General features: G+C 65.3%; 20 protein-coding genes. 8 read left to right on the plus strand and 12 right to left on the minus strand.

All coding sequences use genetic code 11. From position 1 onward, the window contains the following. Positions 1-332: 332 nt before the first annotated feature. Both V1280_RS06400 and V1280_RS06405 read right to left on the minus strand, forming a co-directional pair. Positions 333-1496 carry a CmpA/NrtA family ABC transporter substrate-binding protein gene (locus tag V1280_RS06400; protein WP_334520565.1) on the minus strand — a complete coding sequence of 388 codons (1164 nt, stop codon included), beginning with the start codon at positions 1494-1496 and terminating at the stop codon, positions 333-335. Further along, positions 1493-2083 carry an ANTAR domain-containing response regulator gene (locus V1280_RS06405; protein ID WP_334520568.1) on the minus strand — a complete coding sequence of 197 codons (591 nt, stop codon included), beginning with the start codon at positions 2081-2083 and terminating at the stop codon, positions 1493-1495. The genes V1280_RS06400 and V1280_RS06405 overlap by 4 nt, the downstream gene beginning before the upstream one ends. A 112-nt stretch (positions 2084-2195) precedes the next feature. Here V1280_RS06405 and rimO point away from each other — a divergent pair, with 112 nt between their 5' ends. Beyond that, the gene (gene rimO, locus V1280_RS06410; protein ID WP_334520571.1) at positions 2196-3521 is read left to right on the plus strand and encodes a 30S ribosomal protein S12 methylthiotransferase RimO; all 1326 of its coding nucleotides are present in this window, start codon (positions 2196-2198) and stop codon (positions 3519-3521) included. 139 nt (positions 3522-3660) lie between these two features. Here the strand turns inward: rimO and V1280_RS06415 are convergent, their stop codons facing one another. The 3 genes from V1280_RS06415 to V1280_RS06425 all read right to left on the minus strand — a co-directional run bounded on the left by V1280_RS06415 (position 3661) and on the right by V1280_RS06425 (position 5547). Beyond that, positions 3661-4077 carry a carboxymuconolactone decarboxylase family protein gene (locus V1280_RS06415; protein ID WP_334520574.1) on the minus strand — a complete coding sequence of 139 codons (417 nt, stop codon included), beginning with the start codon at positions 4075-4077 and terminating at the stop codon, positions 3661-3663. After that, on the minus strand, positions 4010-4441 hold the full coding sequence (locus V1280_RS06420) for a MerR family transcriptional regulator (protein WP_334520577.1): 432 nt from the start codon (positions 4439-4441) through the stop codon (positions 4010-4012). Before V1280_RS06420 ends, V1280_RS06415 begins: the two co-directional genes overlap by 68 nt. Before the next feature lie 158 nt (positions 4442-4599). Further along, positions 4600-5547, minus strand: a complete 948-nt coding sequence (locus V1280_RS06425) for a hypothetical protein (protein WP_334520580.1) — start codon at positions 5545-5547, stop codon at positions 4600-4602. 125 nt (positions 5548-5672) lie between these two features. On the opposite strand from V1280_RS06425, the gene V1280_RS06430 reads away from it, so the two are divergent. Beyond that, positions 5673-6824 (plus strand): tetratricopeptide repeat protein, encoded by a 1152-nt coding sequence (locus V1280_RS06430; RefSeq protein ID WP_334520583.1) that lies wholly within the window; start codon positions 5673-5675, stop codon positions 6822-6824. Positions 6825-7057: 233 nt separating this feature from the next. Continuing rightward, a complete protein-coding gene (locus tag V1280_RS06435) occupies positions 7058-8254 on the plus strand; it encodes an acetylornithine transaminase (RefSeq protein ID WP_334520586.1) in 1197 nt (398 codons plus the stop codon). A gap of 150 nt (positions 8255-8404) precedes the next feature. On the opposite strand, the gene V1280_RS06440 is transcribed toward V1280_RS06435, so the two are convergent. The 3 genes from V1280_RS06440 to pcsA all read right to left on the minus strand — a co-directional run bounded on the left by V1280_RS06440 (position 8405) and on the right by pcsA (position 10912). Continuing rightward, on the minus strand, positions 8405-9379 hold the full coding sequence (locus tag V1280_RS06440; protein WP_334520589.1) for a quinone oxidoreductase family protein: 975 nt from the start codon (positions 9377-9379) through the stop codon (positions 8405-8407). Positions 9380-9455: 76 nt separating this feature from the next. Then, on the minus strand, positions 9456-10190 hold the full coding sequence (locus V1280_RS06445; protein ID WP_334520591.1) for a TerC family protein: 735 nt from the start codon (positions 10188-10190) through the stop codon (positions 9456-9458). Next, positions 10187-10912, minus strand: a complete 726-nt coding sequence (gene pcsA / locus V1280_RS06450; RefSeq protein WP_334520593.1) for a phosphatidylcholine synthase — start codon at positions 10910-10912, stop codon at positions 10187-10189. The genes V1280_RS06445 and pcsA overlap by 4 nt, the downstream gene beginning before the upstream one ends. 128 nt (positions 10913-11040) lie before the next feature. On the opposite strand from pcsA, the gene V1280_RS06455 reads away from it, so the two are divergent. Continuing rightward, on the plus strand, positions 11041-12225 hold the full coding sequence (locus V1280_RS06455) for a UbiH/UbiF family hydroxylase (RefSeq protein WP_334520595.1): 1185 nt from the start codon (positions 11041-11043) through the stop codon (positions 12223-12225). 3 nt (positions 12226-12228) lie between these two features. Here the strand turns inward: V1280_RS06455 and V1280_RS06460 are convergent, their stop codons facing one another. Beyond that, positions 12229-13182, minus strand: coding sequence for an AEC family transporter (locus V1280_RS06460; protein ID WP_334520597.1), 954 nt, complete (start codon positions 13180-13182; stop codon positions 12229-12231). A gap of 106 nt (positions 13183-13288) precedes the next feature. Here V1280_RS06460 and hspQ point away from each other — a divergent pair, with 106 nt between their 5' ends. Then, positions 13289-13621, plus strand: coding sequence for a heat shock protein HspQ (hspQ, locus tag V1280_RS06465; protein ID WP_018317973.1), 333 nt, complete (start codon positions 13289-13291; stop codon positions 13619-13621). An 80-nt stretch (positions 13622-13701) separates the two neighbouring features. Here hspQ and V1280_RS06470 read toward each other — a convergent pair whose 3' ends face one another. Next, positions 13702-14538, minus strand: coding sequence for an invasion associated locus B family protein (locus tag V1280_RS06470; protein WP_334520616.1), 837 nt, complete (start codon positions 14536-14538; stop codon positions 13702-13704). Positions 14539-14796: 258 nt separating this feature from the next. Here V1280_RS06470 and V1280_RS06475 point away from each other — a divergent pair, with 258 nt between their 5' ends. From V1280_RS06475 to V1280_RS06485, 3 genes are all read left to right on the plus strand, one after another. After that, positions 14797-16644, plus strand: coding sequence for an extracellular solute-binding protein (locus V1280_RS06475; protein WP_334520619.1), 1848 nt, complete (start codon positions 14797-14799; stop codon positions 16642-16644). A gap of 4 nt (positions 16645-16648) precedes the next feature. Then, entirely contained in the window at positions 16649-18151 is a 1503-nt protein-coding gene (locus tag V1280_RS06480) for a class I adenylate-forming enzyme family protein (RefSeq protein WP_334520628.1), read from the plus strand. Positions 18152-18235: 84 nt separating this feature from the next. Further along, positions 18236-19459 (plus strand): GGDEF domain-containing protein, encoded by a 1224-nt coding sequence (locus V1280_RS06485; RefSeq protein WP_334520631.1) that lies wholly within the window; start codon positions 18236-18238, stop codon positions 19457-19459. A gap of 115 nt (positions 19460-19574) precedes the next feature. Here V1280_RS06485 and mfd read toward each other — a convergent pair whose 3' ends face one another. Then, the gene (mfd, locus tag V1280_RS06490; RefSeq protein ID WP_334520634.1) at positions 19575-23093 is read right to left on the minus strand and encodes a transcription-repair coupling factor; all 3519 of its coding nucleotides are present in this window, start codon (positions 23091-23093) and stop codon (positions 19575-19577) included. Next, positions 23090-23380, minus strand: a complete 291-nt coding sequence (locus tag V1280_RS06495) for an FAD assembly factor SdhE (RefSeq protein ID WP_334520637.1) — start codon at positions 23378-23380, stop codon at positions 23090-23092. The genes mfd and V1280_RS06495 overlap by 4 nt, the downstream gene beginning before the upstream one ends. Positions 23381-23418 lie beyond the last annotated feature (38 nt).

A 23418-nucleotide genomic window follows, 5' to 3' on the forward strand; every position in this document is an offset into this window, starting at 1 on the left:
CGCGCGAAAGGCGGCGTCAACGGGTTGAACGGACGTTGATCGCTGGGAGCCGGTTGGAGGCGCATAAGCGCCCAGCCGGAACCCGGAACGATCCGATCAGCTTCGTTGCTGCGGAAATCCACCATGGACTTGGAGCCGCCGGCGCCCACGCCGGGCGGCTGCGTCCTCCGTATTCAAGGAGTGTGCCAACGCAGCGTGAACTGCAAACTCACGTAGAATCAGTGATTTAGATTTGTGTGCGGCGCATGAAATGGATCATGGTTCATGCTACTTCGGGCAGCAATGGCCCAAAGAATAAGCTTCGAATCAATGTGACTAAGCTTTGAGCAGGCCTATGGAACCCGTCGCCCGACCGCAAATGACGCGAGATAACCGGCGACATCCCGGGGGTCGAATGTGGGGCCAGCGAAGGCGCCGAACGGGGGGCTGGCATGGCCGTCGCCGGCCCGCCCCAGCGCAGCGTCGTAGAGGTCCGGCTGGAATACGGCCATGGCCGTCTTGAGCGCCTCACCGCTGAGCGCCGTCTGTCCCCAGCGCACCATCTGCGCGTAGAGCCAGGCGGCCTGGACTGGATCCGGACGCCCTGCTCCTTCGCGCCCGACCAGGAGGTAGCGGCCGCTTTCGCGGAACGTGCCGTCCGGCGATATCTTGAGGCGTCCCGTCAGGGTTCGCTGAATGACCTCGGCATCCACACCGATCCGCTCGGGCCGCGCGAGGAGCTGCGCCGCTTCAGCCAGATTTTCCGGCTGCTCGATGAACTCGGCCGCCTTCACCGCCGCACGCACCAGCGACGCGACGACATCCGGATGCTTGTCGGCCCAGACCTGGCGCACAGCCAGTACCTTCTCTGCCGCGCGCTCCAGAATGTCGGAGACGAAATGCAGGATGTGGCCGATGCCGAGATCGACCGCGACCGAATTCCAGGGCGCGCCGACACAGAACGCGTCGACATGGCCGTTGGCGAGGCTGTCGACCATATAGGGCGGCGGCAGCACGACGAGACGCACGTCCTCGTCCGGATCGACGCCGGCCGCCGCCATCCAGAACCGCAATTGGTAATTGTGGGTCGAGAACGGAAAGGTCATGCCGAAGGTCAGCGGATCGGCGCCCACCTTGCGCCGCTTGGCCACCACCTTCGCCAACGCCTTTGCGGTCGCAAGCGGATCGAAACGGTCGCCGTCGATTTCCTCCATCAGCGCAGCGTGGAGCGCGGGCGACACCGTGATCGCATTGCCGTTGATGCCGAGATTGAAGGGTGCTGCGATCGGCACCTTGACGTGACCGAGCCCGAGCGACGACGCGATCGCCACGGGCGCGAGCAGATGCGCGGCGTCGAACAGGCCGATGTTCAGCTTGTCGCGCACGTTGGACCAAGACACCTCGCGCACCAGCTCGACCTCGAGCCCTTCGGCCGCGGCAAAGCCCTTGTCGACGGCGACGATCAGGGCGGCGGCATCGACCAGCGGGATGAATCCGATGCGGAGGGGCGGGGTCATTTCAGCATCTCCGACGCGGTGATGATCGATTGCGCGATCTCGCCGATTTTCTTTTTCTCGCGCATGGCGGTGGAGCGCAGCAGCACATAGGCCTCATCCTCGGTGAGGCCCTTGACCTTCATCAGGATGCCCTTGGCCTTCTCGATGATCTTGCGGTCCTCGAGCTGCGACTTGGTGCGCTCCAGCTCCTCCTGGAGTTTGGCGAAGGCGTTGAAGCGCGACACGCAGAGATCGAGGATCGGCTTGATGCGCTCCTTCTTCAGCCCGTCGACGATGTAGGCGGACACCCCTGCCTCCACGGAGGCCTGGATCGAGGATGAATCGCTCTGGTCGACGAACATCGCAATCGGCCGCCGCACGGCGCGGCTGACCTGGAACATCGCCTCCAGCACGTCGCGGCTGGGGTTTTCGAGATCGATCAGGATGATGTCGGGGTCCACCGAATAAATACGGGCGAGCAGGCTCTGCATCTCGCGGATATGGACGATCTGCGTGAAACCGGCCTCGCGCAACCCCTCTTCGAGGATCGCGGCCCGGATCGGGCTCTCGTCGACAATCACGATTTTAGGCGACTGTTCGGCGCTCATAGCTCACCCGCAACCCGGCGATTCATCCATAGCATGCCGGACGCCCATGCAAAGGGTTGTAATTATGGACAATTGGGACTAGCTCAAGCCCGTCAATCAGGCAGATTTGGATATGGATCAGACGGCTGCGCCCAAGGTCAGCTTCGTGTCACTCGGGTGTCCCAAGGCATTGGTGGATTCCGAGCGCATCATCACGCGCCTGCGCGCCGAGGGCTATGAGCTCGCCCGCAAGCATGACGGGGCCGACATCGTCATCGTTAACACCTGTGGCTTCCTCGACAGCGCCAAGCAGGAATCGCTCTCGGCGATCGGCGAGGCCATGGCAGAGAACGGCAAGGTCATCGTGACCGGCTGCATGGGCGCCGAGCCCGAGCAGATCGAAGAGGCCTATCCCGGCGTTCTCTCCATCTCCGGCCCGCAGCAATATGAGAGCGTGCTGGATGCCGTGCACCGCGCGCTGCCGCCGGCCCACAATCCGCATCTCGATCTGGTGCCGCCGCAGGGCATCAAGCTGACGCCGCGCCACTACGCCTATCTGAAAATCTCCGAGGGCTGCAACAACCGCTGCACCTTCTGCATCATCCCGAAGCTGCGCGGCGATCTCGTCTCGCGCCCGGCCAATGACGTGCTGCGCGAAGCCGAGCGACTGGTCGATGCTGGGGTGAAGGAACTGCTGGTGATCTCGCAGGACACTTCGGCCTACGGCGTCGATCTCAAATATGCCGAGAGCCCGTGGAAGGATCGCCAGGTCCGCGCCAAATTCCTCGACCTCGCCCGCGAGCTCGGCGAACTCGGCGCCTGGGTCCGGCTGCAATATGTCTACCCCTACCCGCATGTCGACGAGGTCATCGCGCTGATGAACGCGGGCAAGGTGCTGCCCTATCTCGACATCCCGTTCCAGCATGCAAGCCCCGACGTGCTGAAGGCGATGAAGCGCCCGGCCGCGCAGGACAAGACGCTGGCGCGCATCAAGCGCTGGCGCGAGGAATGCCCCGATCTCGCGCTGCGCTCGACCTTCATCGTCGGCTTCCCCGGCGAGACCGATGCCGACTTCGCCTATCTGCTCGACTGGCTCGATGAAGCCGAGATCGATCGTCTCGGCTGCTTCAAATACGAGCCGGTTGCGGGTGCGACGTCGAACGCGATCGAAGGTGCTGTGCCCGCCGAGATCAAGCAGGAGCGCTACAACGCGCTGATGGCGCGGCAGCAGAAGATCTCGGCACGCAGGCTGAAGCGCAAGGTCGGCACGCGCCAGCAGATCATCATCGACGAGGTCGGCCCGACGGTCGCCAAGGGCCGCTCCAAGGCCGATGCGCCGGAGATCGACGGCGCGGTCTATCTGACGAGCCGTCGGCCGTTGCGCGTCGGCGAGATCGTCACCGCAAAGATCGAGCGCGCGGATCAGTATGATCTGCACGGCAGCGTCGCGGGATTTTGAGGTTCACGACGCCGCCCGCCATTTCGGCTGCGGCTGAAGGCGATACCGGTCGGCGTGGCAAGATCCTAGGCGACGCGCGTGCGGATGCCGTCTGGTGCGACGCGCTCGACATAGTCGCCAGAATAGGGCGAGAAGTTCGTCATGTCGCTTCTCCCGCCTGCCGTCCGTCATGCGCGGAAAACACGTCTTTGGCTGCGAACAGCCCGTTCACCGCCGCGGGGAAGCCCGCATAGACGGCCATCTGCATGATGATCTCCACGATCTCGTCGCGAGACAGCCCGACGTTCAGACCCGCCTCGATATGCACTTTGAGCTGAGGCGCGGCATTTCCGAGCGCCGTCAGCGCGGCGATCGTCGCGATCTCTCGATCGCGCAGGCCGAGGTCCGGGCGGCTGTAAATGTCGCCGAAGGGAAACTCGATCACGTATCGTGCGAAATCCGGAGCGATGTCCGCGAGTGAGGCGACGACCTTTTCGCCGGCTCTGCCGTCAATGCGCGACAGGGCCCGCTGGCCGCGATCGAAGCGGCTTTCGGCTTGTGTTTGGGCGTGCGTCATTTTCCTTCATCCTCTGTTCGTCGCCGGCATAGCCGGCGATCTTGGTATCAAGGACGAGCAGGCATTCCTGGAGTTCGGCAATCTGCGTGCGAACCTGTTCCCGGTGGATTTCCAGCATCTGCCGCCGGGCTGGCCCGGTGGCTTCGCCTTCATCACGAAGCGCCGCATAACGCAACATGTCCCGGATCGGCATTCCCGTGGTCTTGAGCCGATCGAGGAATGCAATCCATGTGAGGATCGATGCGTCAAAGTCACGCTGGCCGGAACGATCCCGGTCTGCGTATGGCAGCAGCCCGATGCGCTCATAATAACGCAACGTGTGGGTCGACAAGCCAGTTCGTTTTGCGAGGTCGCCGATCTTCATGTGTGCCCGTTCTCGTACTGACGCACGTACAGATACCCCTTCGAGCGCGCTCTAAGTCAAGGGGGGATCGAAGGTGCCGTTCTCGCGAGGTCAAGATGGCACGACACCAGAAGATTTCGGCGCGCCGACTGGGCGGCAGCATCGCGGGATTCCGAGTTTCAGGATGCCGCCAGCCATTTCGGCACCCAGCGCTCCGGACGCGGGGCGCGGGCGAGATCAGCTTGAGCTTCGGACAATTGCGCCGGCCCGCCATCGATGGTCGGGCGCACATCGTATTCGAAGTTCGGCATGACGCGGCCGTCGGCATAGAGGCCGAATTTCATCGCGTACCAGAGCCCGAGCTCGGGCTGGGCGCGGCGCATCTCGTCGCGGAGGTCGCGCAGCAGGGATTCGATCGAGGCGGCCTCCTCGAACGGCTGCGGTCCGCGCGACAGGACGCGCGCCTCGTATTGCTTGCCGACGATCGCGATCTCGAAGTGCGTCTTGTCCCAGGCGTTCTTGCCCTTGGGCAGATGCGCGGCGAGCCGCCAGCCGAGCTCGGCCATCAGGCGGTGATTGGCCCAGTATTCCTCGCGGTCCCGGCTCCACTTCTCGACGAAGCCACGGAAGTCGGGCAGCTCGAACACGCCATCCTCGGACGGCACCGGCTCGCCGGTCGGCCGTCGGGCGAGCCATTGCGCAAGCTCGACGGTCTGGGGCTCGACCTCGTGGTGCGGCCGCAGATCGTGCCAGGCCTTGTCGAATTGCTGCGCCGTCAGTTTCGCGAGCAGCGCGTCGAGGGACGGCGCGAGCAGTTCGTAATCGCCCTCCGAGCCCAATCCCACGATCGGGGGATCGTCGCGGTCGAGGCCGGCGCCGTACCAGCCGCCGACGGCCGAGCCATCCGGCAGGCGCATGAACAGCGCGAAGCGGTCGCGTAAGGGACTGCCGTCGAAGATCGGGGCCTGGTCGGAGAACTGGCCTTGCAGCGAGAAACAGCCGACGCTGCCCCAGGCGCGCCCGTTCAGCCAGCCGGCAAAATCCAGCAGCAAAGGCGGCGCCTCGATGCCCGGCGGAAACGCGCCGCGAATGCTGTCGAGGTCGATCGGATAAGGGGTTTCGGACAAGGCTGAAAACTGTCTGGTTGGTCCCGTGCCTGTTGGTCTGTCCCGACTTGCGTCAGGTTCGAACCAATTCGCGTTCCGAGATCACAAACGCGCTAGAGGCTTGTTGGTTTCTGAGCAGCAATCAAATGACATGCAATCACAAGATCGATATCCGGACCTGCCTGTGCGCGATCGCCGCAGCATTGACTTTGCTCACGTTCCCGGCCGCGGCGCAATCCCTCTCGCCTGCCCGGGCACGCCAATGGTGCTTCGCCAATGACGACAAAGTCAGCGACGACCAGCGCATGGATGGATGCACACTCGTGCTGAAGGCCAACCCGTCGAATGCGGCCGCGCTTGCCAATCGCGGCGAAGTCCATCGGCGCAAGGGTGATTCCGAGCGGGCTGTCGCCGATCTCAACCGCGCCCTCGATCTCGATCCGAACGACGTTATCGCCTGGTACAATCGCGGCATCGCCTATGACGATCTCGGTGACCGCGATCACGCCATCGCCGACTACACCCGCGCGATCCAGCTCGAGCCCGACGATGCGCGCTACTACAACAACCGCGGAAACTCCCGCATCGCCAGGAACGACTACGAGCGCGCGATGGCGGACTACGATCGGGCCATCAAGCTCAACCCGAAATTTGCGCTGGCTTATTTCAATCGCGGCACGGCCTATCGCGAACACCACGAGGCCGAGCGCGCGCTCGCCGATCTCGACATGTCGATCAGGCTCGATCCCAATTATGGCCCGGCCTATGGCAATCGCGCGCGCATCTTCCGCGACAAGGGCGACCGGCCCCGCGCGCTGGCCGATTTCGGCAAGTCGATCGCGCTCAACCCGAACAACGACCGCGACACCTATGCGCGCGCCGACATGTATTTCGACGACCACGACTATGCCCGCGCACTCGAGGACTATGATCGCTCGATCAAGGCCAACCCGAAATATTCAGGCGTATTTAACGCGCGCTGCATGACGCACGCGATCCTTGGCCAATTGCAGGAGGCGCTCGCCGATTGCGAGCAGGCGCTCAAGATGCGCCCGAACGATCCCTATGCGCTCGACAGCCGCGCCCTCACCTACCTCAAGCTCGGCAATCTCGACGCCGCGATCGCCGATTACGACGCGGTGCTGAGCGCAAAGCCTACGCTCGACAGCTCGCTCTATGGCCGCGGGCTTGCGAAGCGAAAAAAGGGGGATGCCGACGGCGCGGAACGCGACATCGCGGCGGCGAAGGCGATCAATGCCGGTATCGCCGATATGTTCGCGCCTTACGGCGTTCAGTAGGTCGCGCTTGACAAGCCCTGCCCTTCGGCTGTAGGGACCGCCCCATGATCAATTCCCGGACCCATCTGCGCCAAGCCATGCGTCGTCGCTCCCGCGATGATGATGGGTTGCGCCATGTCCGACGACGCCGCTGAACCAGTAAATTCAGCACAGTTTTCGAGAAGGCCGCACCCGCAAAGTGCGGCCTTCTCGCTTTTCGCGTCCTTTTCACCCGCCCCCCAAAGGAGTTCGACATGACCACCGCCACCCATCCGTATGACGCGCTGATGGACATCACCGCACGGCCCAAGGCCGTGTTCGTCCGTGGCGCCGGCTCATACCTCTGGGACGACAGCCGCAAGCGCTATCTCGATTTCGTGCAGGGCTGGGCCGTGAACTGCCTCGGCCACTCCCCGCCGGCGATTGCGGATGCGTTGGCATCGCAGGCCAGGCGGCTGCTGACGCCGAGCCCGGCCTTCTACAACGAGCCGAGCCTCAAGCTCGCGCAGGCGCTGGTCGAGAACAGCGCGTTCGACCAGGTGTTCTTCGCCAATTCGGGCGCAGAGGCCAATGAGGGCGCGATCAAGCTCGCGCGCAAATATGGCAGCCTGCACAAGAGCGGCGCGTTCGAGATCATCACGTTCGAAGGCGGCTTCCACGGCAGGACGCTGGCGACGATGTCGGCCTCGGGCAAGAAGGCGTTCGAGCCGCTGTTCGAGCCGAAGGTCGCCGGCTTCAAGAAGGCAAAACTCAACGACATCGCCTCGGTCGAGAAGCTGATCAGCAGCAACACCGTTGCGGTGATGCTCGAGCCGATCCAGGGCGAGTCCGGCGTGTGGCCGGCGACCGACAAGTTCTTGCAAGAGCTGCGCGCGCTGACCGAGGCTAACGGCCTGTTGCTCATTTTCGACGAGATCCAGACCGGCATGGGCCGGACCGGAAAGCTCTTCCACTATGAGCACACCGGCATTGGGCCCGACATCATGACGCTCGGCAAGGGCATCGGCGGCGGCGTGCCCCTCGCCGCGCTGCTTGCGACCGAACGCGCCTCCTGCTTCGAGCACGGCGACCAGGGCGGCACGTTCAACGGCAATCCGCTCATGTGCGCGGCCGGCCTTGCGGTGCTCGCCGAGGTCAGCAAGCCGGCGTTCCTGAAGCAGGTGGGCGAGACCGGGCTGCTGCTCGATAGCGAGCTGCAAAAAGTCTCGGCGCGGCACGGCCTCGGCGGCGTGCGGGGACGCGGACTGCTGCTCGCGCTCGACCTCAAGCTGCCGATCGCGCCCGGCATCGTCGCCCAAGCGTTCGAGGCCGGCGTGCTGCTCAACGCACCACAGCTCGACACGCTGCGCTTCATGCCGGCGCTGAACGTCACCAAGGCAGAGATCGCCGAGATGATCGATTGTCTCGACGGGATATTGACGAAAGCGGGCGCGGCACGGAGGGTTGCGTAATGGGCCTGTCTCGTGCCCCGGACGCAGCGCAGCGCTCCTTCGGCGGTGCGCTGCAGAGCCGGGGCCCATCTCTCCGCACCTGGTGCCGCATCTGGGTCCCGGCTCTGCGCAGCAGCGCAAGAGCGCTGCAGCGCGTCGGGGACACGAGACCTACGGCTTCAAAATCGACGCGCCGGTCGTGTTGCGGCTTTCGAGGTCGATATGGGCCTTGGCGGCGTCCTTCAGCGCGTAGGCGTGGTTGATCGGCACGTGCAGCTTGCCGTTGATGACGGCGGAAAACAGCGTGTCGGCGCCTTCGAGCAGTTCCTTGCGCGTGCCGACGTAGTCGTTGAGCTTCGGCCGCGTCGCAAACAGCGAGCCGTGATTGTTCAGCTCGGCGATGGAGAACGGCGGCACGGGACCTGAGGCGTTGCCGAAAGAAACGAACATGCCGCGCGGCTTCAGGCAGGACAGCGAGCCCGGGAAGGTCGCCTTGCCGACGCCGTCATAGACGACGTCACAGCCCTCGTTGCGGCTGATTTGTTTGACGCGCGCGACGAAGTCCTCCTCGTTGTAGAGGATGACGTGGTCGCAGCCATTGGCCTCGGCAAGTTCGGCCTTCTCGCGCGAGCCCACCGTGCCGATGACGTGGGCCCCCAGCGCCCTCGCCCATTGGCAGGCCAGGAGACCGATCCCGCCGGCCGCGGCATGGATCAGCACGCGATGATGCGGCTCGACCTTGAAGGTCTTGTGCAGGAGGTACCAGACGGTCAGCCCCTTGAGCATCAGCACGGCGCCCTGCTCGTGGGTGATATGGTCGGGCAGCTTGACCAGCTTCTCCCAGGGGATGTTGCGCTCGCTCGTATACGCGCCGAGATTGTGGTAGTAGGCGACGCGGTCGCCGGGATGGAAATTCGTCACGCCCGGCCCGACGGACAAGACCTCGCCCGAGGCCTCGTTGCCGGCAATGAAGGGCAGGCCCGGCGCCTTGTAGAGGCCGGTACGGTAATAGACGTCGATGAAGTTCAGGCCGACCGCATGCTGGCGGATGCGCACCTCGCCAGGGCCCGGCGCCGGGACGTCGACGCTCTCATAGACCAGCGCTTCGGGGCCTCCGACCTTGTGCACACGGACGGCTTTGGTCATCACATGACCTCCTCATTCTCCAGACCCAGCGAAAGACATAGCGCCCGCCTTGTCAACTCGACCCAAATTGGAGCGGCTAAACCGACGGCTTGCTGGCCTTCTTGCGGTTGCTCTTCGCCAGCACGTTGAAGAACTCCACCGCCGCCGAGAACACAATCGCGAAGTAGATATAGCCGCGCGGGATGTGGAATTTGAATCCGTCCGCGACCAGGGCGACGCCGATCAGCACCAGGAACGCCAGCGCCAGCATCTTGGTGGTCGGATGTTCTGCCACGAATCGCGCCACCGGCCCCGACGAAATGTACATGATCAGGCAGGCGATCACGACGGCCGCGATCATGATCTCGAGGTCCTGCGCCATGCCGATCGCGGTGATGATCGAGTCGAGCGAGAACACGATGTCGATGACGATGATCTGGACGATCACCCAGAAGAAGGCGTTGCCGCCGGAGTCCTTCTTCCCCTCGCCGTCGTCGGCCTCGACCTCGGCATGGATCTCGTGCGTCGCCTTCGCGATCAGGAACAGGCCGCCGCCGATCAGGATCAGGTCGCGCCACGAGAAGTCGTATCCCCTGAACGAGAACACCGGCGCGGTCAGGCCGATCAGCCAGACCAGCACGCTGAGCAGGATGATGCGGAATACCAGCGCCAGCGCCAGCCCGATCTGGCGCGCGCGATGGGCCTGCGGCTCGGGGATGCGCGAAACGATCACCGACAGGAAGATGACGTTGTCGATGCCGAGCACGATCTCGAGCGAGGTCAAGGTCAGCAGCGCGGCCCACGCCTCGGGGCTGGTCAACAAATGCATCATGCGAAGGACCTGGCGAGGCGGATCAACGCGTCGCTGAACGCAATCCAGAGCGCGATCGCGCAGAGCGCAATTGTCACGCCGGTGCCGACCCGGAAATCCATCTCGAGCGCGTAGAGCGCGAGCACCGCCCCGATGGCGATCAGCGACATCGTCAGCCAGCGCAGCCGCACGACGCGAACCGGATGCAGGACGTGGAACGGCACGAAGGTCAGCACCACCAGCGCCGCGACCAGCAGCGTCGACGACAGCGGCGGCCAGTGCAGCAGGAACAGATAGAACGCCGCCGCGTTCCACAGCGCCGGAAAGCCGCGGAAATGATTGTCATCCGCCTTCATGCGCAGATCGGCGAAATATAATGCGCTGGTGACGATGATGGCGATGCCGAGCAAGGGCGCCGCCACCGGCAGCAACAGGCCGCTCGCCACGATCGCATAGGCCGGCACGAAGACATAGGTGACGAAGTCGACGACGAGGTCGAGCACGTCGCCCGACCAGTTCGGTTGCACATCCTTGACCTTGAGCCGGCGCGCGATCGGCCCGTCGACCGCGTCGATGATCAGGGCGACGCCCAGCCAGCCGAACATCGCCGCCCAGTGCTCGCGCACCGCCTCCAGCATCGCCAATAGCGCGATCGCCGCGCCGAAGGCGGTGAAGATGTGCACCGAAAACGCCGCGGCCCGGATCGCGGGCCTCGGCTTGAGGGAATCCTCTTGGCTGTCCATGGCTTCTGCTATCAGAACGGGACCGGTTTGCACATCCGCCGTCGCGGCATTGCGCCGCGCAATTCGTCATAAAATCAGGCAAAATTGGTGGGCTTGTATTTGCCGCAGGCCGTGTCAAATGTCGTTCCATGACAGACGCATCCACACCCTTTGACGTCAGCGTTATCGGCGGCGGACCGGCAGGCCTTGCGGCAGCAATTGCACTGGCGCAGGCCGGCGCGCGGACCGCGCTGGTGGCGCGGCGCCTGCCCTATGCCGACAATCGCACCACCGCGCTGCTGGGTGCCTCCGTCGAGCTCCTGGAAAACCTCGACGTCTGGCCGCGCTGCAAGGACAAGGCGGCAGCGCTCGAGGTGATGCGCCTCGTCGACGACACCGGGCGGCTGTTCCGCAGCCCCGAGGTCCGGTTCTCCTGTCATGAGATCGCCCTCGACGCCTTCGGTTACAACATCGACAACCGCTCGCTGATGCTGGCGCTGGAAGCGCGCGCGGCCGAGCTGCCCAACCTCGTCCGTTTCGACGACGAGGCCGAGAACGTCGTCATCGAAGCCGATGACGTCGCAATCCGCACGGCGTCCGGACAATTCCTGACCGCGCGGCTCGTGGTCGGCGCCGACGGCCGCCACTCGCTGTGCCGGGAGGCCGCCGGCATTGCGGTGACGCGGCGCGACCTGACGCAGACCGCGTTAACCTTCAACGTCGGGCATGGCCGCCCGCATCGCAACGTCTCGACCGAGTTCCACACGCCGCACGGGCCTTGCGTGTTCGTGCCACTGCCCGGCAACCGCTCCAGCATCGTCTGGGTCTCGGCGCCCGCGGAGGCCGAGCGACTTCGCGGCTTGAGCGACGAAGAGCTCTCCGTTGCGATCGAGAAGCAATCGCATTCCATTCTCGGCCGCATGACGGTCGAGCCCGGCCGCAGCCTGTTCCCGCTGGCGATCGAACGCCCGCAGTCCTTTGCGCGCGACCGCATCGCTCTAGTCGGCGAAGCCGCCCATGTGGTTCCCCCGATCGGTGCCCAAGGCCTCAATCTCGGTCTGCGGGACGCTGCCGATATTGCCCGACTTGCCGGCGAGGCCATCGCATCTGGCCAGGATCCCGGCGCCGACGAGGTGCTCAAGCGCTACGACCGGGCGCGACGTCCGGACATTTTGAGCCGGACCTTTGCGATCGACATCGCCAATCGCTCGCTGCTCAACGACTTCCTGCCGCTGCAGCCGGTCCGCGCCGTCGGCATGCACCTGCTCGGCGCCATCGGCCCGCTCAGGCGCTTTGCCATGCGCGAAGGCCTGACGCCGACCTGGCGCAAATAGCGTCTACGGAAACGCCAGCCGGCCGGTCTGGAGCAGCCACATCACGCTAGTCAGTGTGACCACGGATGCAAACGTTCCGAGCAGCACGGCGACGGAGGCGGATTCGATCCAGGCGTCGTTCTGCCGGGCGATCACGAACACATTCAGCGCCGGCGGCAGCGAGGCCATCAGGATCGCGGTCGCGGCCCAGGGCTGTGCGAACGGACCGAACGCCAGCATCAGGCCGAACGCTGCGAGCGGATGGATCAGGAGTTTGACTGCGATCACGCCCGGCACTTCCCAGGGCACACGGTCGAACGGCCGCAGCGCCACGGTGACGCCGAGCACGAACAACGCAGTCGGAGCGGCTGCGTTCTGGAGGAAGGTAATAGTGCGGTCGAGCGCCACCGGCAGCTCGATATGGAGCGCTGCGACGGCTGCGCCAAAACAGGCCGACATAATCAGCGGGTTGAGCACGATCTGCTTCAGCACGACGCCGAAGGCATGCACGATCGAGGGATGGTCGCGGTCGGAGAGCTCGATCAACAGCGGCACGATGGTGAACAGGAAGATGCTGTCGCAGCAGAAAATCAGCGCGGTCGGCGCCGATGCTTTCGGCCCGAGCACGGCCAGCGCCAGCCCCGGCCCCATGTAGCCGATATTGCCGTAGCCGCCGGAGAGGCCCGCGAGTGTCGCCTCACGCAGCGTCAGGCCACCGAGCACCTTGCCGACGACCAGCGCTAGCGTGAACGCGGCAATCGTCGACAGCGTGGTCGCGACCAGGAACGGCGGGTTGTTCAATTCCGAGAACGGCGTCTTCGACATGATCGCAAACAGCAGCGCCGGCAGCGACACGTAGAGCAGGAAGAAATTCATCCAGGCGAGGCCCGATTCCGGTAGCGACTTGGCCTTGCCACACGCGAATCCGACGAAGATCAAGCCGAAATAAGGTAGTGCCAGATTGAGGATATCGACCATTGATGAAGTGTTTTCTGAAGACCTGGGGGCTATCTGCCCCCCAAGCAGACGTTAATTGCAACTGAGGGCACTAGCATCGGCCACAATCCTGGTCTATCGACGGGGAATGATTAAAGCGCGGACCGCCAAATTTCAGATCGGTCAGGTCGTTCGCCACCGGATCTTCTCGTTCCGGGGGGTGATTTTCGACATCGATCCGGAGTTCAACAACACCGAGGAGTGGTGGCTGTCGATCCCGGAGGAGGTGCGGCCTCACAAGGATCAGCCGTTCTACCACCTGCTCGCGGAGAACGCGGAGTCCGAGTACGTCGCCTACGTGTCCGAGCAGAACCTGCTGCCCGACGAGTCCGGCGAGCCGATCCGGCATTCCCAGGTCGCCGAGATCTTCATCAAGAACAAGGATGGCGGCTACCGCCCGCGCAATCCCTCGCTGAACTGAAGTTTTTTGCCGCCATCAAGCGGCCAGCAAAAAAGGCGCTCGAACCGAGCGCCTTTTTCATGTCCGGGATCTGAGCCCGATTACTTCTGACCAGCCGGAGCTGCGCCGGGCGCACCACCGTTTTGCTCGAGCTTCTTGCGCTGCTCGTCGGCCTTCTTCTGAAGCTCCTCCTGGAGCTTCTTCTGGGTTTCCTCGAACACCTTCGGATCGGTCGGCGGACCGTCATAGGCCTTCTGGAATTCGCCCGTGAGCGGCAGCGGCAGGGTCAGCGGCGCGCCGTTGGCGTTGATCGCCTGCACCACGAGGTTCTGGCCCTTCTTCATGTTGGCGAGGAGCTCGGGCGTTGCCTCGTAGTCCGACATACAGCCGTTCTGGAAGCAGATCACATACGGGCTCTGCAGCGGCGGGTTGTTGTCGACGATGACGCGGGTGCCGTGCACGAGCTGCATGCCGAGCGGCAGCGTCACGCGCAGAATCTTCTTGGGCTCGCCTTCCGGCTCGATGATCACGGCCGCGATGACGGGCTGGCCCGATTCGATGCGGCCGTCCTTGCCGGTGAAGCAGACCTGCTTGGCGTTGGCGTCCTGGCCCTTGAGGCAGAACTTGGTCCAGGGGGCGTAGATCAGCTGGATCTGCTGATCGGCGGGCTGGGCCGCGCCCTGCGCCGCCGGAGCACCCTGCTGCGCCGGAGCGCCCTGAGCGGGAGCCGGCTGGGCGGGTGCCTGGGCGGCCGGTGCCGGCGCCTTGGGGGCAGCCTTGGGAGCGGCTTTCGGGGCTGCCTTCGGCGCGGGCGCGCCGGGGGCCGGCGCGGCAGTCTGAGCCTCGGCGGCAAACGGGAGGACCAATGCCGTCGCCGTCAACAGGGCGAGAACTCGCCCGCGCGGCCGGACGGACGCGGCCAAATAACGGAAATTCATTGCAGAAAACCCTTTCTGAACGGGAAGTGCCCGAACCGCTCCGAAGCACCGAACCAAGCCGCCTGGGCGCGGCTCTCTCCCCGTCAATTGAGGCGGATAAGTGACGGGCTCGGCGCTCGTGCGCGATTGCGTGCCTTCTTAACGCGGTCGACGGAAAGATCAATGCCGACAAGCGTCTTTGGCTGCTTCCGGGCAGGCGCTCAGTGAAATCCCTGTGATAGGATTCAAGCCCCCCGGCCCTCGAATCAACGTGTCCGAATGTTCATGTTCCAGCGCCTGCTCGAGGGCCCAAGTGTCCGACTCTGCAGCTTCGCTCTGGTCCTCACGATCGGGCTGTCGACGTTCGGCGGCGCGCAGGCCGACGAGGCCCATGCGATCGCCATGCACGGCAAGCCGGCGTTGCCGGCCGATTTCACCCACATGCCCTATGCGAACCCTGATGCCCCCAAGGGCGGCCGGTTGACCTGGGGCCTCCTCGGCACGTTCGACAGCCTCAACCCCTTCATCGTCAAGGGACTGGCCGTGCAGCCGATCCGGAACTACGTCGTGGAAAGCCTGCTGGCGCGCGGCCAGGACGAACCGTTCACGCTGTACGGCCTGCTCGCCAGATCCGTCGAGACCGACGACGAGCGAAGCCATGTCACGTTCCGTCTCGATCCCCGCGCGCGCTTCTCCGACGGCAAGCAGGTCACTGCCGAGGACGTGCTGTTCTCCTGGCAGCTCCTGCGCGACCACGGCCGTCCCAACCTCCGGCAATTTTACGCCAAGGTCGTCAAGGCCGATGCGCCCGATCCCCTCACAATCCGCTTCGACCTCACCGGCGCCAACGACCGCGAGCTGCCGCTGATCCTCGGCCTGATGCCGATCCTGCCGAAGCACGCCGTCGATGTCGCGACCTTCGAGGAGACGACGCTGACCGGGCCCATTGCCTCGGGCCCGTATCGCGTCACGGCGGTCAAACCCGGCGCCAGCGTGACGCTCTCGCGCAATCCCGATTATTGGGGCCGCGATCTCCCGATCAATCGTGGGCTCTTCAATTTCGACGAGATCCGGCTCGACTATTTTCGCGAGGCAAACGGCCAGTTCGAAGCCTTCAAGCGCGGCCTCTATGATTTCCGCGTCGAGAACGAGCCGTTGCGCTGGCACGACGGCTACGATTTTCCGGCCGCCAGAAGCGGCGACGTGATCCGCGACACCATCAAGCCCGGCGTGCCGCAGCCGTCGGAATTCCTGGTGTTCAACACCCGCCGTCCGATCTTCGCCGACATCCGCGTGCGCCAGGCGCTGACGCTGCTGTTCGATTTCGAGCTGGTCAATCGCAACTATTTCTTCTCGCTCTATTCGCGCGTCGCCGGCTATTTTGCAGGCTCCGACCTGTCGGCCTATGCCCGGCCCGCGGATGCGCGCGAGCGCGAGCTCCTAAAGCCTTTCGCCGCACAGATCCCGCCGGACATCATGGATGGCAGCTACCGGCTTCCCGTCACCGACGGCTCGGGGCGCGACCGCACGACGCTGCGCGCGGCGCTAAAACTGCTGTCCGACGCCGGTTACGATCTCGACGGCACCGTGCTGCGCAACCGCGCGACCAAGGCCCCCTTCACCTTCGAGATGCTGGTGACGACCCGCGACCAGGAGCGCATCGCGCTCGCCTTCCAGCGCGACCTCAAGCGTGCCGGCATCGCGCCGAGCGTGCGATCGGTCGATCCCGTGCAGTTCGACCAGCGCCGGCTATCTTACGAGTTCGACATGATCCAGAATCGCTGGGACCAGTCGCTGTCGCCCGGCAACGAGCAGTATTTCTATTGGGGAAGTGCGGCCGCCGACAATCCGGGCACCCGCAACTACATGGGCGCCAGGGATCCCGCCGTCGACGCAATGATCAAAGCGCTTTTGGAGGCCCGTGATCATACGGATTTTGTCCCGGCGGTACGGGCGCTCGACCGTGCTTTGATCGCGGGCTTCTACACAATCCCCCTGTTTAACGTATCCGAGCAATGGATCGCGCGCTGGAATCGGATAGAACGACCATCGACCACTGCGTTGTCCGGCTATCTGCCGGAGACCTGGTGGTCGAAGGGTGAGCCTCAAGCCAGTCCAGCGAAGTGACGCCGTGAACCAGCCAGCCGTATCACCGACGCTCGACACGCTGTTCCAGCGGACGCTGATGCGGCAACCGCACGCGCCCGCTTTGCTCGATCCCCTCAACAAATCCCGCATCACCGGACACCAGCCGCGGCGGCTGACCTACGCCGAAGCCGACACCGCCATCGAGGCGCTGTCGGCGCATTTCGTCGAATCGGGCCTGCCGGCCAATTCGGTGATCGCAATTCAGTTGCCTTCCACCGTCGAATTCGTGCTGACGGTGCTCGCCGCCCATCGCGCCGGCCTCGTGGTCGCCGTGCTGCCGCTGCTGTGGCGGCAGGCAGAGCTGGCGGCCGCGCTCAACCGCACCGCGGCGCGCGCCATCGTCACCATGAGCAAGGTCGACGGCGTCAGCTATGCCGACCTCGCAATGCGTGCAGCCGCCGAGGCCTTTTCGATCCGCCACGTCTTCGGCTTCGGTGGCGATCTGCCCGAGGGCATGGCCTCGCTCGACGATGTGCTCACGCGCCCGCCCGGCACCACGCGCGCGGTGATTCAGGACGGCCGCAAGGCGGCGATGATCTCCTTCGATGTCACGGCCGAGGGTTTTCGCCCGGTGCCGCGGCCGCATTTCAGCCTGATCGCGGGCGGGCTTGCGATGTCGCTGGAAGCCGACATCCAGCAGGGCGCGACCGTGATGTCGGCGTTCACGCCGATGTCGTTCGCGGGCCTCGCCTCCTCGCTCGCGGTGTGGCTGCTTTGCGGCGGCACGCTGGCGCTGCATCATCCCTTCGAGAGCGAGGTGCTGGAGCAGCAGATCAACGAGCACGCATGCGATGTGCTGATTGCGCCGGCCCAGCTCGCGCTGCGGCTTGGCGATTCCGGCCTCGCGGCGCGGATGCCGACCTTGCGCAACGTCATCGGGCTCTGGCGCGCGCCGGAGCAGGTGGCCGCAAGCGAAGCCTGGATCGCGCCGCATGCGCCACTCACGGACGTCTATCTGTTCGGCGAGGCTGGGCTGTTCGGCGCACGACGCGGCGAGAACGGCATGCCGGTGGCGGTGATGCCGGGACCGCATGGCGCCCCGCGCGAGCAATCCGGCTCCTCGATCGCAGGCGATATTCTGCTGACCCCGAAGGGCACGCTCGGCCTTCGCGGACCGATGGTGCCGATCGCGGCCTACGCGCCGCCCCAGCCGGTCGGCGAGACGCTGACCGCGCAGCCGCCGCGCGACTACGTCGACACCGGCTATGCCGCGCGGATCGACCGTGCCAATGGCGCGATCTGCATCACCGCGCCGCCCTCCGGCATCATGGCGGTCGGCGGCTATCGCTTCCTTTCCAACGACCTCCAGGAATGGGCGCGCCGGCTCGGCCAGGGCGCGCTGCTGACGGCCCTGCCCGACCGCCTCTCGGGCCATCGGCTGGCCGGCCGGGCCCAGGACAATACCCGCGCCCGCGAGGCACTCAGCGAGCTTGGCCTTAACCCTCTGATGGTCGAGGCTTTTCGCGACCGCTCGGGGCCGGTTTGAGCGCAGTTTCGCCGGGAACATTGACGCTGCATTAAGGCCCCGGGACTAGATTGCGCAGCATCGATTGCGTGATCAGAGTATCTCATGTCCCAGGCGGGCCCGATCCTGTTTGTGTCCAATGCCGAGCGCCCCGCCTTCATTGCGGCGCTGGACGAGGCCCGTCTCTTTCCCGTCGTCGACAGCGATTGGGCGAGTGCGACGCGCGCCGTCGAACAGGTTCAGCCGGCCGCGGTCCTCGCCGCGATGTCCGGCGGGCACGAGCCGTATATGGCCTTGCTCGCCAGGAAGATCGCCGATCAGCCGCTTTATCTCCCGCTGGTCGCGCTGGATGCGCAAGCTTCGCTGCCCCACAACGCCCTGCCCTTCGCCACGCGCGGCAACGCCGCCGAACGCCTGATCGCGCGCTTGCGCGCCGCGATCCGCATCCGCACGCTGCACGCCACCGTGCTGCGCCGGCTGCCGGAGACGAAGGTGGCGCTGCCGGAGGCAGATCCGGTGCGCGACGCCATCGTCCTCTTGATCGGCCGCGGCGCGGCTTATCCCGCCCTCTCCGTCGCACTCGGCGAGCGCACGGGCGTGGTCGGCGCGCTCTCGATCGAGGCCGCGGCAAAGCATCTCAACACCCGCGACATCGACGGCGTCGTGCTCTCGGACGGTTTCACCCCGCGCGTCACCGATGCTTTCCTCACGGTGCTTGCGGAGGATACGCGCTTCCGCAACCTGCCCGTGGTCGTCACCGCGCACCAGCTCACCCAGAGCTACGACCTGCCCAATCTCGAGCTGATCGTCGGCGAGCCCACGACGGTCGCGGCCAATGCGCTGCCACTGATCCGCCAGCACGCGATGGAAGCGCAACTGAGCCGCACGCTGCGCTCGATCGATGCCGGCGGCTTGCTCGATCCGCGCAGCGGCCTGTTGACGGTCGAAGCCTTCGCCCGCGATTTTTCCAAGGCCGTCGAGCAGACGCTTGCCCGCGGCGGCGGCCTGTCGGTGGCGCGCTTCGCCTTCGATCCCGGCAATCCCCGCGCGCAGCTCGATGCCGCGCGCATTCTGAGCCGCCTGATGCGGCAGATGGATTTTGGCGCCGCGCAGAAGGACGGCTCGGTGATCGTGGTGTTCGCCGAGACCGATTTTCGCACGGCGCATATGATCGCGCGGCGTTTGTCGGCGGTGATGAAGCATACGTCGAATGGCAAGCACGAGATGCGCAGCGATCCCGTCGTCAGCGTGGATTCGCTGTCGCCGTCGGATACGGCTAGGTCGCTATTGGGGCGGCTGTCCGCGGACGCGTCGAGGGCAGCGTCGTAACGGCGCTCGTAGGGTGGGCGAAGGCGCGATAGCGCCGTGCCCACCATCTTTCCATGATTGCAACAGGTGGTGGGCACGCTTCGCTTTGCCCACCCTACGGCATCTCACACCTCGCCTACGCCGCCTTCTTTTTCTGCGCGAGCTGCGCCAGCTGCCGCATGATCTCCGTCGTGCCGGCGAGGCGCTCTTCCGGCGTCTCCCAGTCCTGCAGGAACACGACCTTCATGTCGGGGCGGACCTTGGCGGCCTGGCCGTAGCTGCGAATGAACGACACCAGGCGGTCGGGATCGGCGAAGGAATTGTCGCGGAAGGTGATGACGGCACCCTTCGGGCCGGCATCGATCTTCCCGACATTGGCCTGGCGGCAGAACGCCTTGATCGCGGCCACCTTGAAGAGGTAGCGCACCTCGTCCGGCAGCACGCCGAAGCGGTCGCGCATCTCGGCGCCAAAGTTCTCGATCTCCTCCTCGCTGTCGAGATCGGCGAGGCGCCGGTACAGCGACAGCCGCACCGAGAGATCGCCGACATAATCCTCCGGGATCAGCACGGGCATGCCGATGGTGATGGTCGGCGACCAGCGGTCGGCGGCGGGCTCGGACACACCGGCCTTGAGGTTGACGATCGCCTCCTCCAGCATCGACTGGTAGAGCTCGAAGCCGACCTCCTTGATGTGGCCGGACTGCTCCTCGCCGAGCAGATTGCCGGCGCCGCGGATGTCGAGGTCGTGCGAGGCGAGCTGGAAGCCGGCGCCCAGCGTCTCCAGCGATTGCAGCACGGTGAGCCGGCGCTCGGCCTGTGTCGTGATCTTCTGCTGCGCCGGCAGCGTGAACAGCGCGTAGGCCCGCAGCTTGGAACGGCCGACGCGGCCGCGAAGCTGGTAGAGCTGAGCGAGGCCGAACATGTCGGCGCGGTGCACGATCAACGTGTTGGCGTTGGGAATGTCGAGGCCGGACTCGACGATCGTCGTGGACAACAGAATGTCGAACTTGCCGTCGTAGAACGCGGTCATGATGTCCTCGATCACGGCGGGCGGCATCTGGCCGTGCGCGACCGCGACTTTCATCTCCGGCACGTTCTTGTCGAGGAAATCCTTGACCTCGGCGAGGTCGTCGATGCGCGGCACCACGTAGAACGCCTGACCGCCGCGATAACGCTCGCGCAGCAGCGCCTCGCGGATCATCAAGGGATCATGCGGGGCGACGAAGGTGCGGACCGCGAGACGGTCGACCGGAGGCGAGGCAATGATCGAGAGCTCGCGGACGCCGGTCAGCGCCAATTGCAGCGTGCGCGGGATCGGCGTCGCCGACAGCGTCAGCACATGCACCTCGGAGCGCAGCGCCTTCAGCCGCTCCTTGTGGGTGACGCCAAAGTGCTGTTCCTCGTCGACGATGACGAGGCCCAAATCGCGGAACTTGATGGCCTTGCCGAGCAACGCGTGAGTGCCGACGACGATATCGACGGAGCCGTCGGCGATCCCCATCTTGACCAAATTGAGCTCTTTGGTCGGCACCAGGCGCGAGGCCTGCGCCACGTTCACGGGAAAGCCCTTGAAACGCTCGGCGAAGGTCCTGTGATGCTGGCGCGCCAGCAGCGTGGTCGGTACCACGACCGCAACCTGCTTGCCTTCGAGCGCCACGGCAAAGGCCGCACGCAGCGCGACCTCGGTCTTGCCGAAGCCGACGTCGCCGCAGATCAGCCGATCCATCGGACGGCCGAGTTCGAGGTCTTTCAGGGTCGACTCGATAGCACCGAGCTGGTCCTCGGTCTCGTCATAGGGGAAGCGTGCGCAGAACTCGTCATAGATGCCTTGTTGCACCGGCAGCTTGGGCGCCTCGTGCAAATGGCGCGCGGCGGCGATCTTGATCAGCTCGCCGGCGATCTCGCGGATGCGGTTCTTGAGTTTGGCCTTGCGGGTCTGCCAGCCGGAGCCGCCGAGACGATCGAGCTCGACCGTGGTCTGGTCGGAGCCGTAGCGCGACAGCAGCTCGATGTTCTCGACCGGCAGGAACAGTTTTGCGTCGGCGGCATAATGCAGCTCAAGGCAGTCATGCGGCGCGCCGGCGACGTCTAGCGTCTGGAGGCCGACAAAGCGGCCGATGCCGTGATCGGCGTGGACGACGATGTCACCCGCGGTGAGGCTCGTGATCTCCGAGATGAAATTGTCGAGCTTGCGGCTCGCCTTGCGCGGGCGCACCAGGCGGTCGCCGAGAATGTCCTGCTCGCTGATCAGCGCGATCTCGTCGGTCTCGAAACCGGCCTCCAGGCCGAGCACGGCGAGCATCGTCTCGTTGCGCGGCGTGGCCTGCACCGTCCGCCAGGCGTTGACGCTGGTGGTGTGGGTCAGCTTGTGGTCGCGCAGCATCGAGGTCATGCGGTCGCGCGAGCCTTCGCTCCAGAGCGCGATCACGACTTTCTTGCGGTTCGCCTGCAGGCCCATGACATGCGCGACGACGGACTCGAACACGTTGACCGTGCTGTCGTTACGCTCCGGCGCGAAGTCGCGGCCCTTGCGGGCGCCGGCATCGACAACGCTCACGCCGTCGGCCGGTACGGAGAACTGCGTCAGCCGCGCCAACGGGATGTCGCCGAGGCGTTTGCCCCACTCGCTCTCGGTCAGATAGAGCCTGTCAGGCGGCAGCGGCTTGTAGATGGCGCCGCCGGCGGGATGCTCCATCGCATCGCGGCGGGCCTCGTAATAGTCCTGGATCTGCTTGAAGCGCTCGCGAACGGCGTCCTCGGCCTGCGGCTCGATCGCGACGGCTGCCCCTTGCAAATAGTCGAACAGCGTGTCCATCCGGTCCTGGAACAGTGGCAGCCAGTGCTCCATGCCGGGATGGCGGCGGCCTTCGCTGACGGCCTCGTACAGCGCATCGTCGCGCTCGGGTGCGCCGAACTCGGCGACGTAGCCCATGCGGAAGCGGCGGATGGTGTCGGTGACGAGCTGGAATTCCGAGATCGGCACCAGATCGAGCGCGCGCATGTCGAGCAGCGTGCGCTGGGTCTCGGCGTCGAAGGTGCGGATCGATTCCAGGCTGTCGCCGAAGAAGTCGAACCGGACCGGCTGCTCGAGGCCGGCCGGAAACAGATCGAGGATGCCGCCGCGCACGGCATATTCGCCGGGCTCGCGGACGGTCGAGGAGCGGTTGTAGCCGTTGTGCTCGAGCCAGGCGATGATGGTGTCCATCGGCACGACATTGCCCGGCGCGACCGACAGCGCCTGCGCCGCGACCAGCTCGCGCGCGGGCACACGCTGCACGATTGCGTTCACCGTGGTCAGCACGATCAGCGGCTTGTCGCTGCCGGTCAGCGGCGCAAGCCGCGCCAGCGTGGTCAAACGTTGCGCCAGAACGCCGCCATGCGGCGAGACGCGGTCATAGGGCTGGCAATCCCAGGCCGGAAAGGTCAGCACCGGCAGATCGGGGGCGAAGAATTGCAGCGCGCGCTCGAGCTGCTGCATGCGGGCGCCGTCGCGGCAGACCACGGCAAGGCTGACGGCCGGCTTTTTCGGCCGCGCCGCGATGGCGCGGGCGAGATCGGAGACGACGAGGCCCTCGGCGCCCTCGGCGACATTGGCAAGCGTCAGTGCGCGGCCGGGCGTGAGCAGCTCGGCCGGAGATTTCATTCCGGGTTTCATACGTCGCGGTCCGCGATCGGATAGGCCCTGATGCGGGCAAACAGCGTACCGGTGACATCAGGTGGCAGCACCTTGTCACCGGTGATGGCGGCATAGAGATCGGGATCGGACTCTTCGAGCAGGGTCTCGAGCTCAGTCAGTTCGCCGTCGGAGAGATTGGCGATCTCGGCATCGGCGAAGCGGCCGAGGATCAGGTCCATCTCGCGCGTGCCGCGGTGCCAGCAGCGGAACAGCAACCGCTTGCGGCGGTCGTCCAGGCCGTTGCTCGATCGTGTCGTTCCCGTCATGTCTCAAATCCAGTCAAACGCAGAAAGCCCGGACGTGC

Source organism: Bradyrhizobium sp. AZCC 2230 (assembly GCF_036924495.1).
In the GTDB taxonomy this organism is placed as follows: Bacteria; Pseudomonadota; Alphaproteobacteria; order Rhizobiales; family Xanthobacteraceae; genus Bradyrhizobium; species Bradyrhizobium rifense.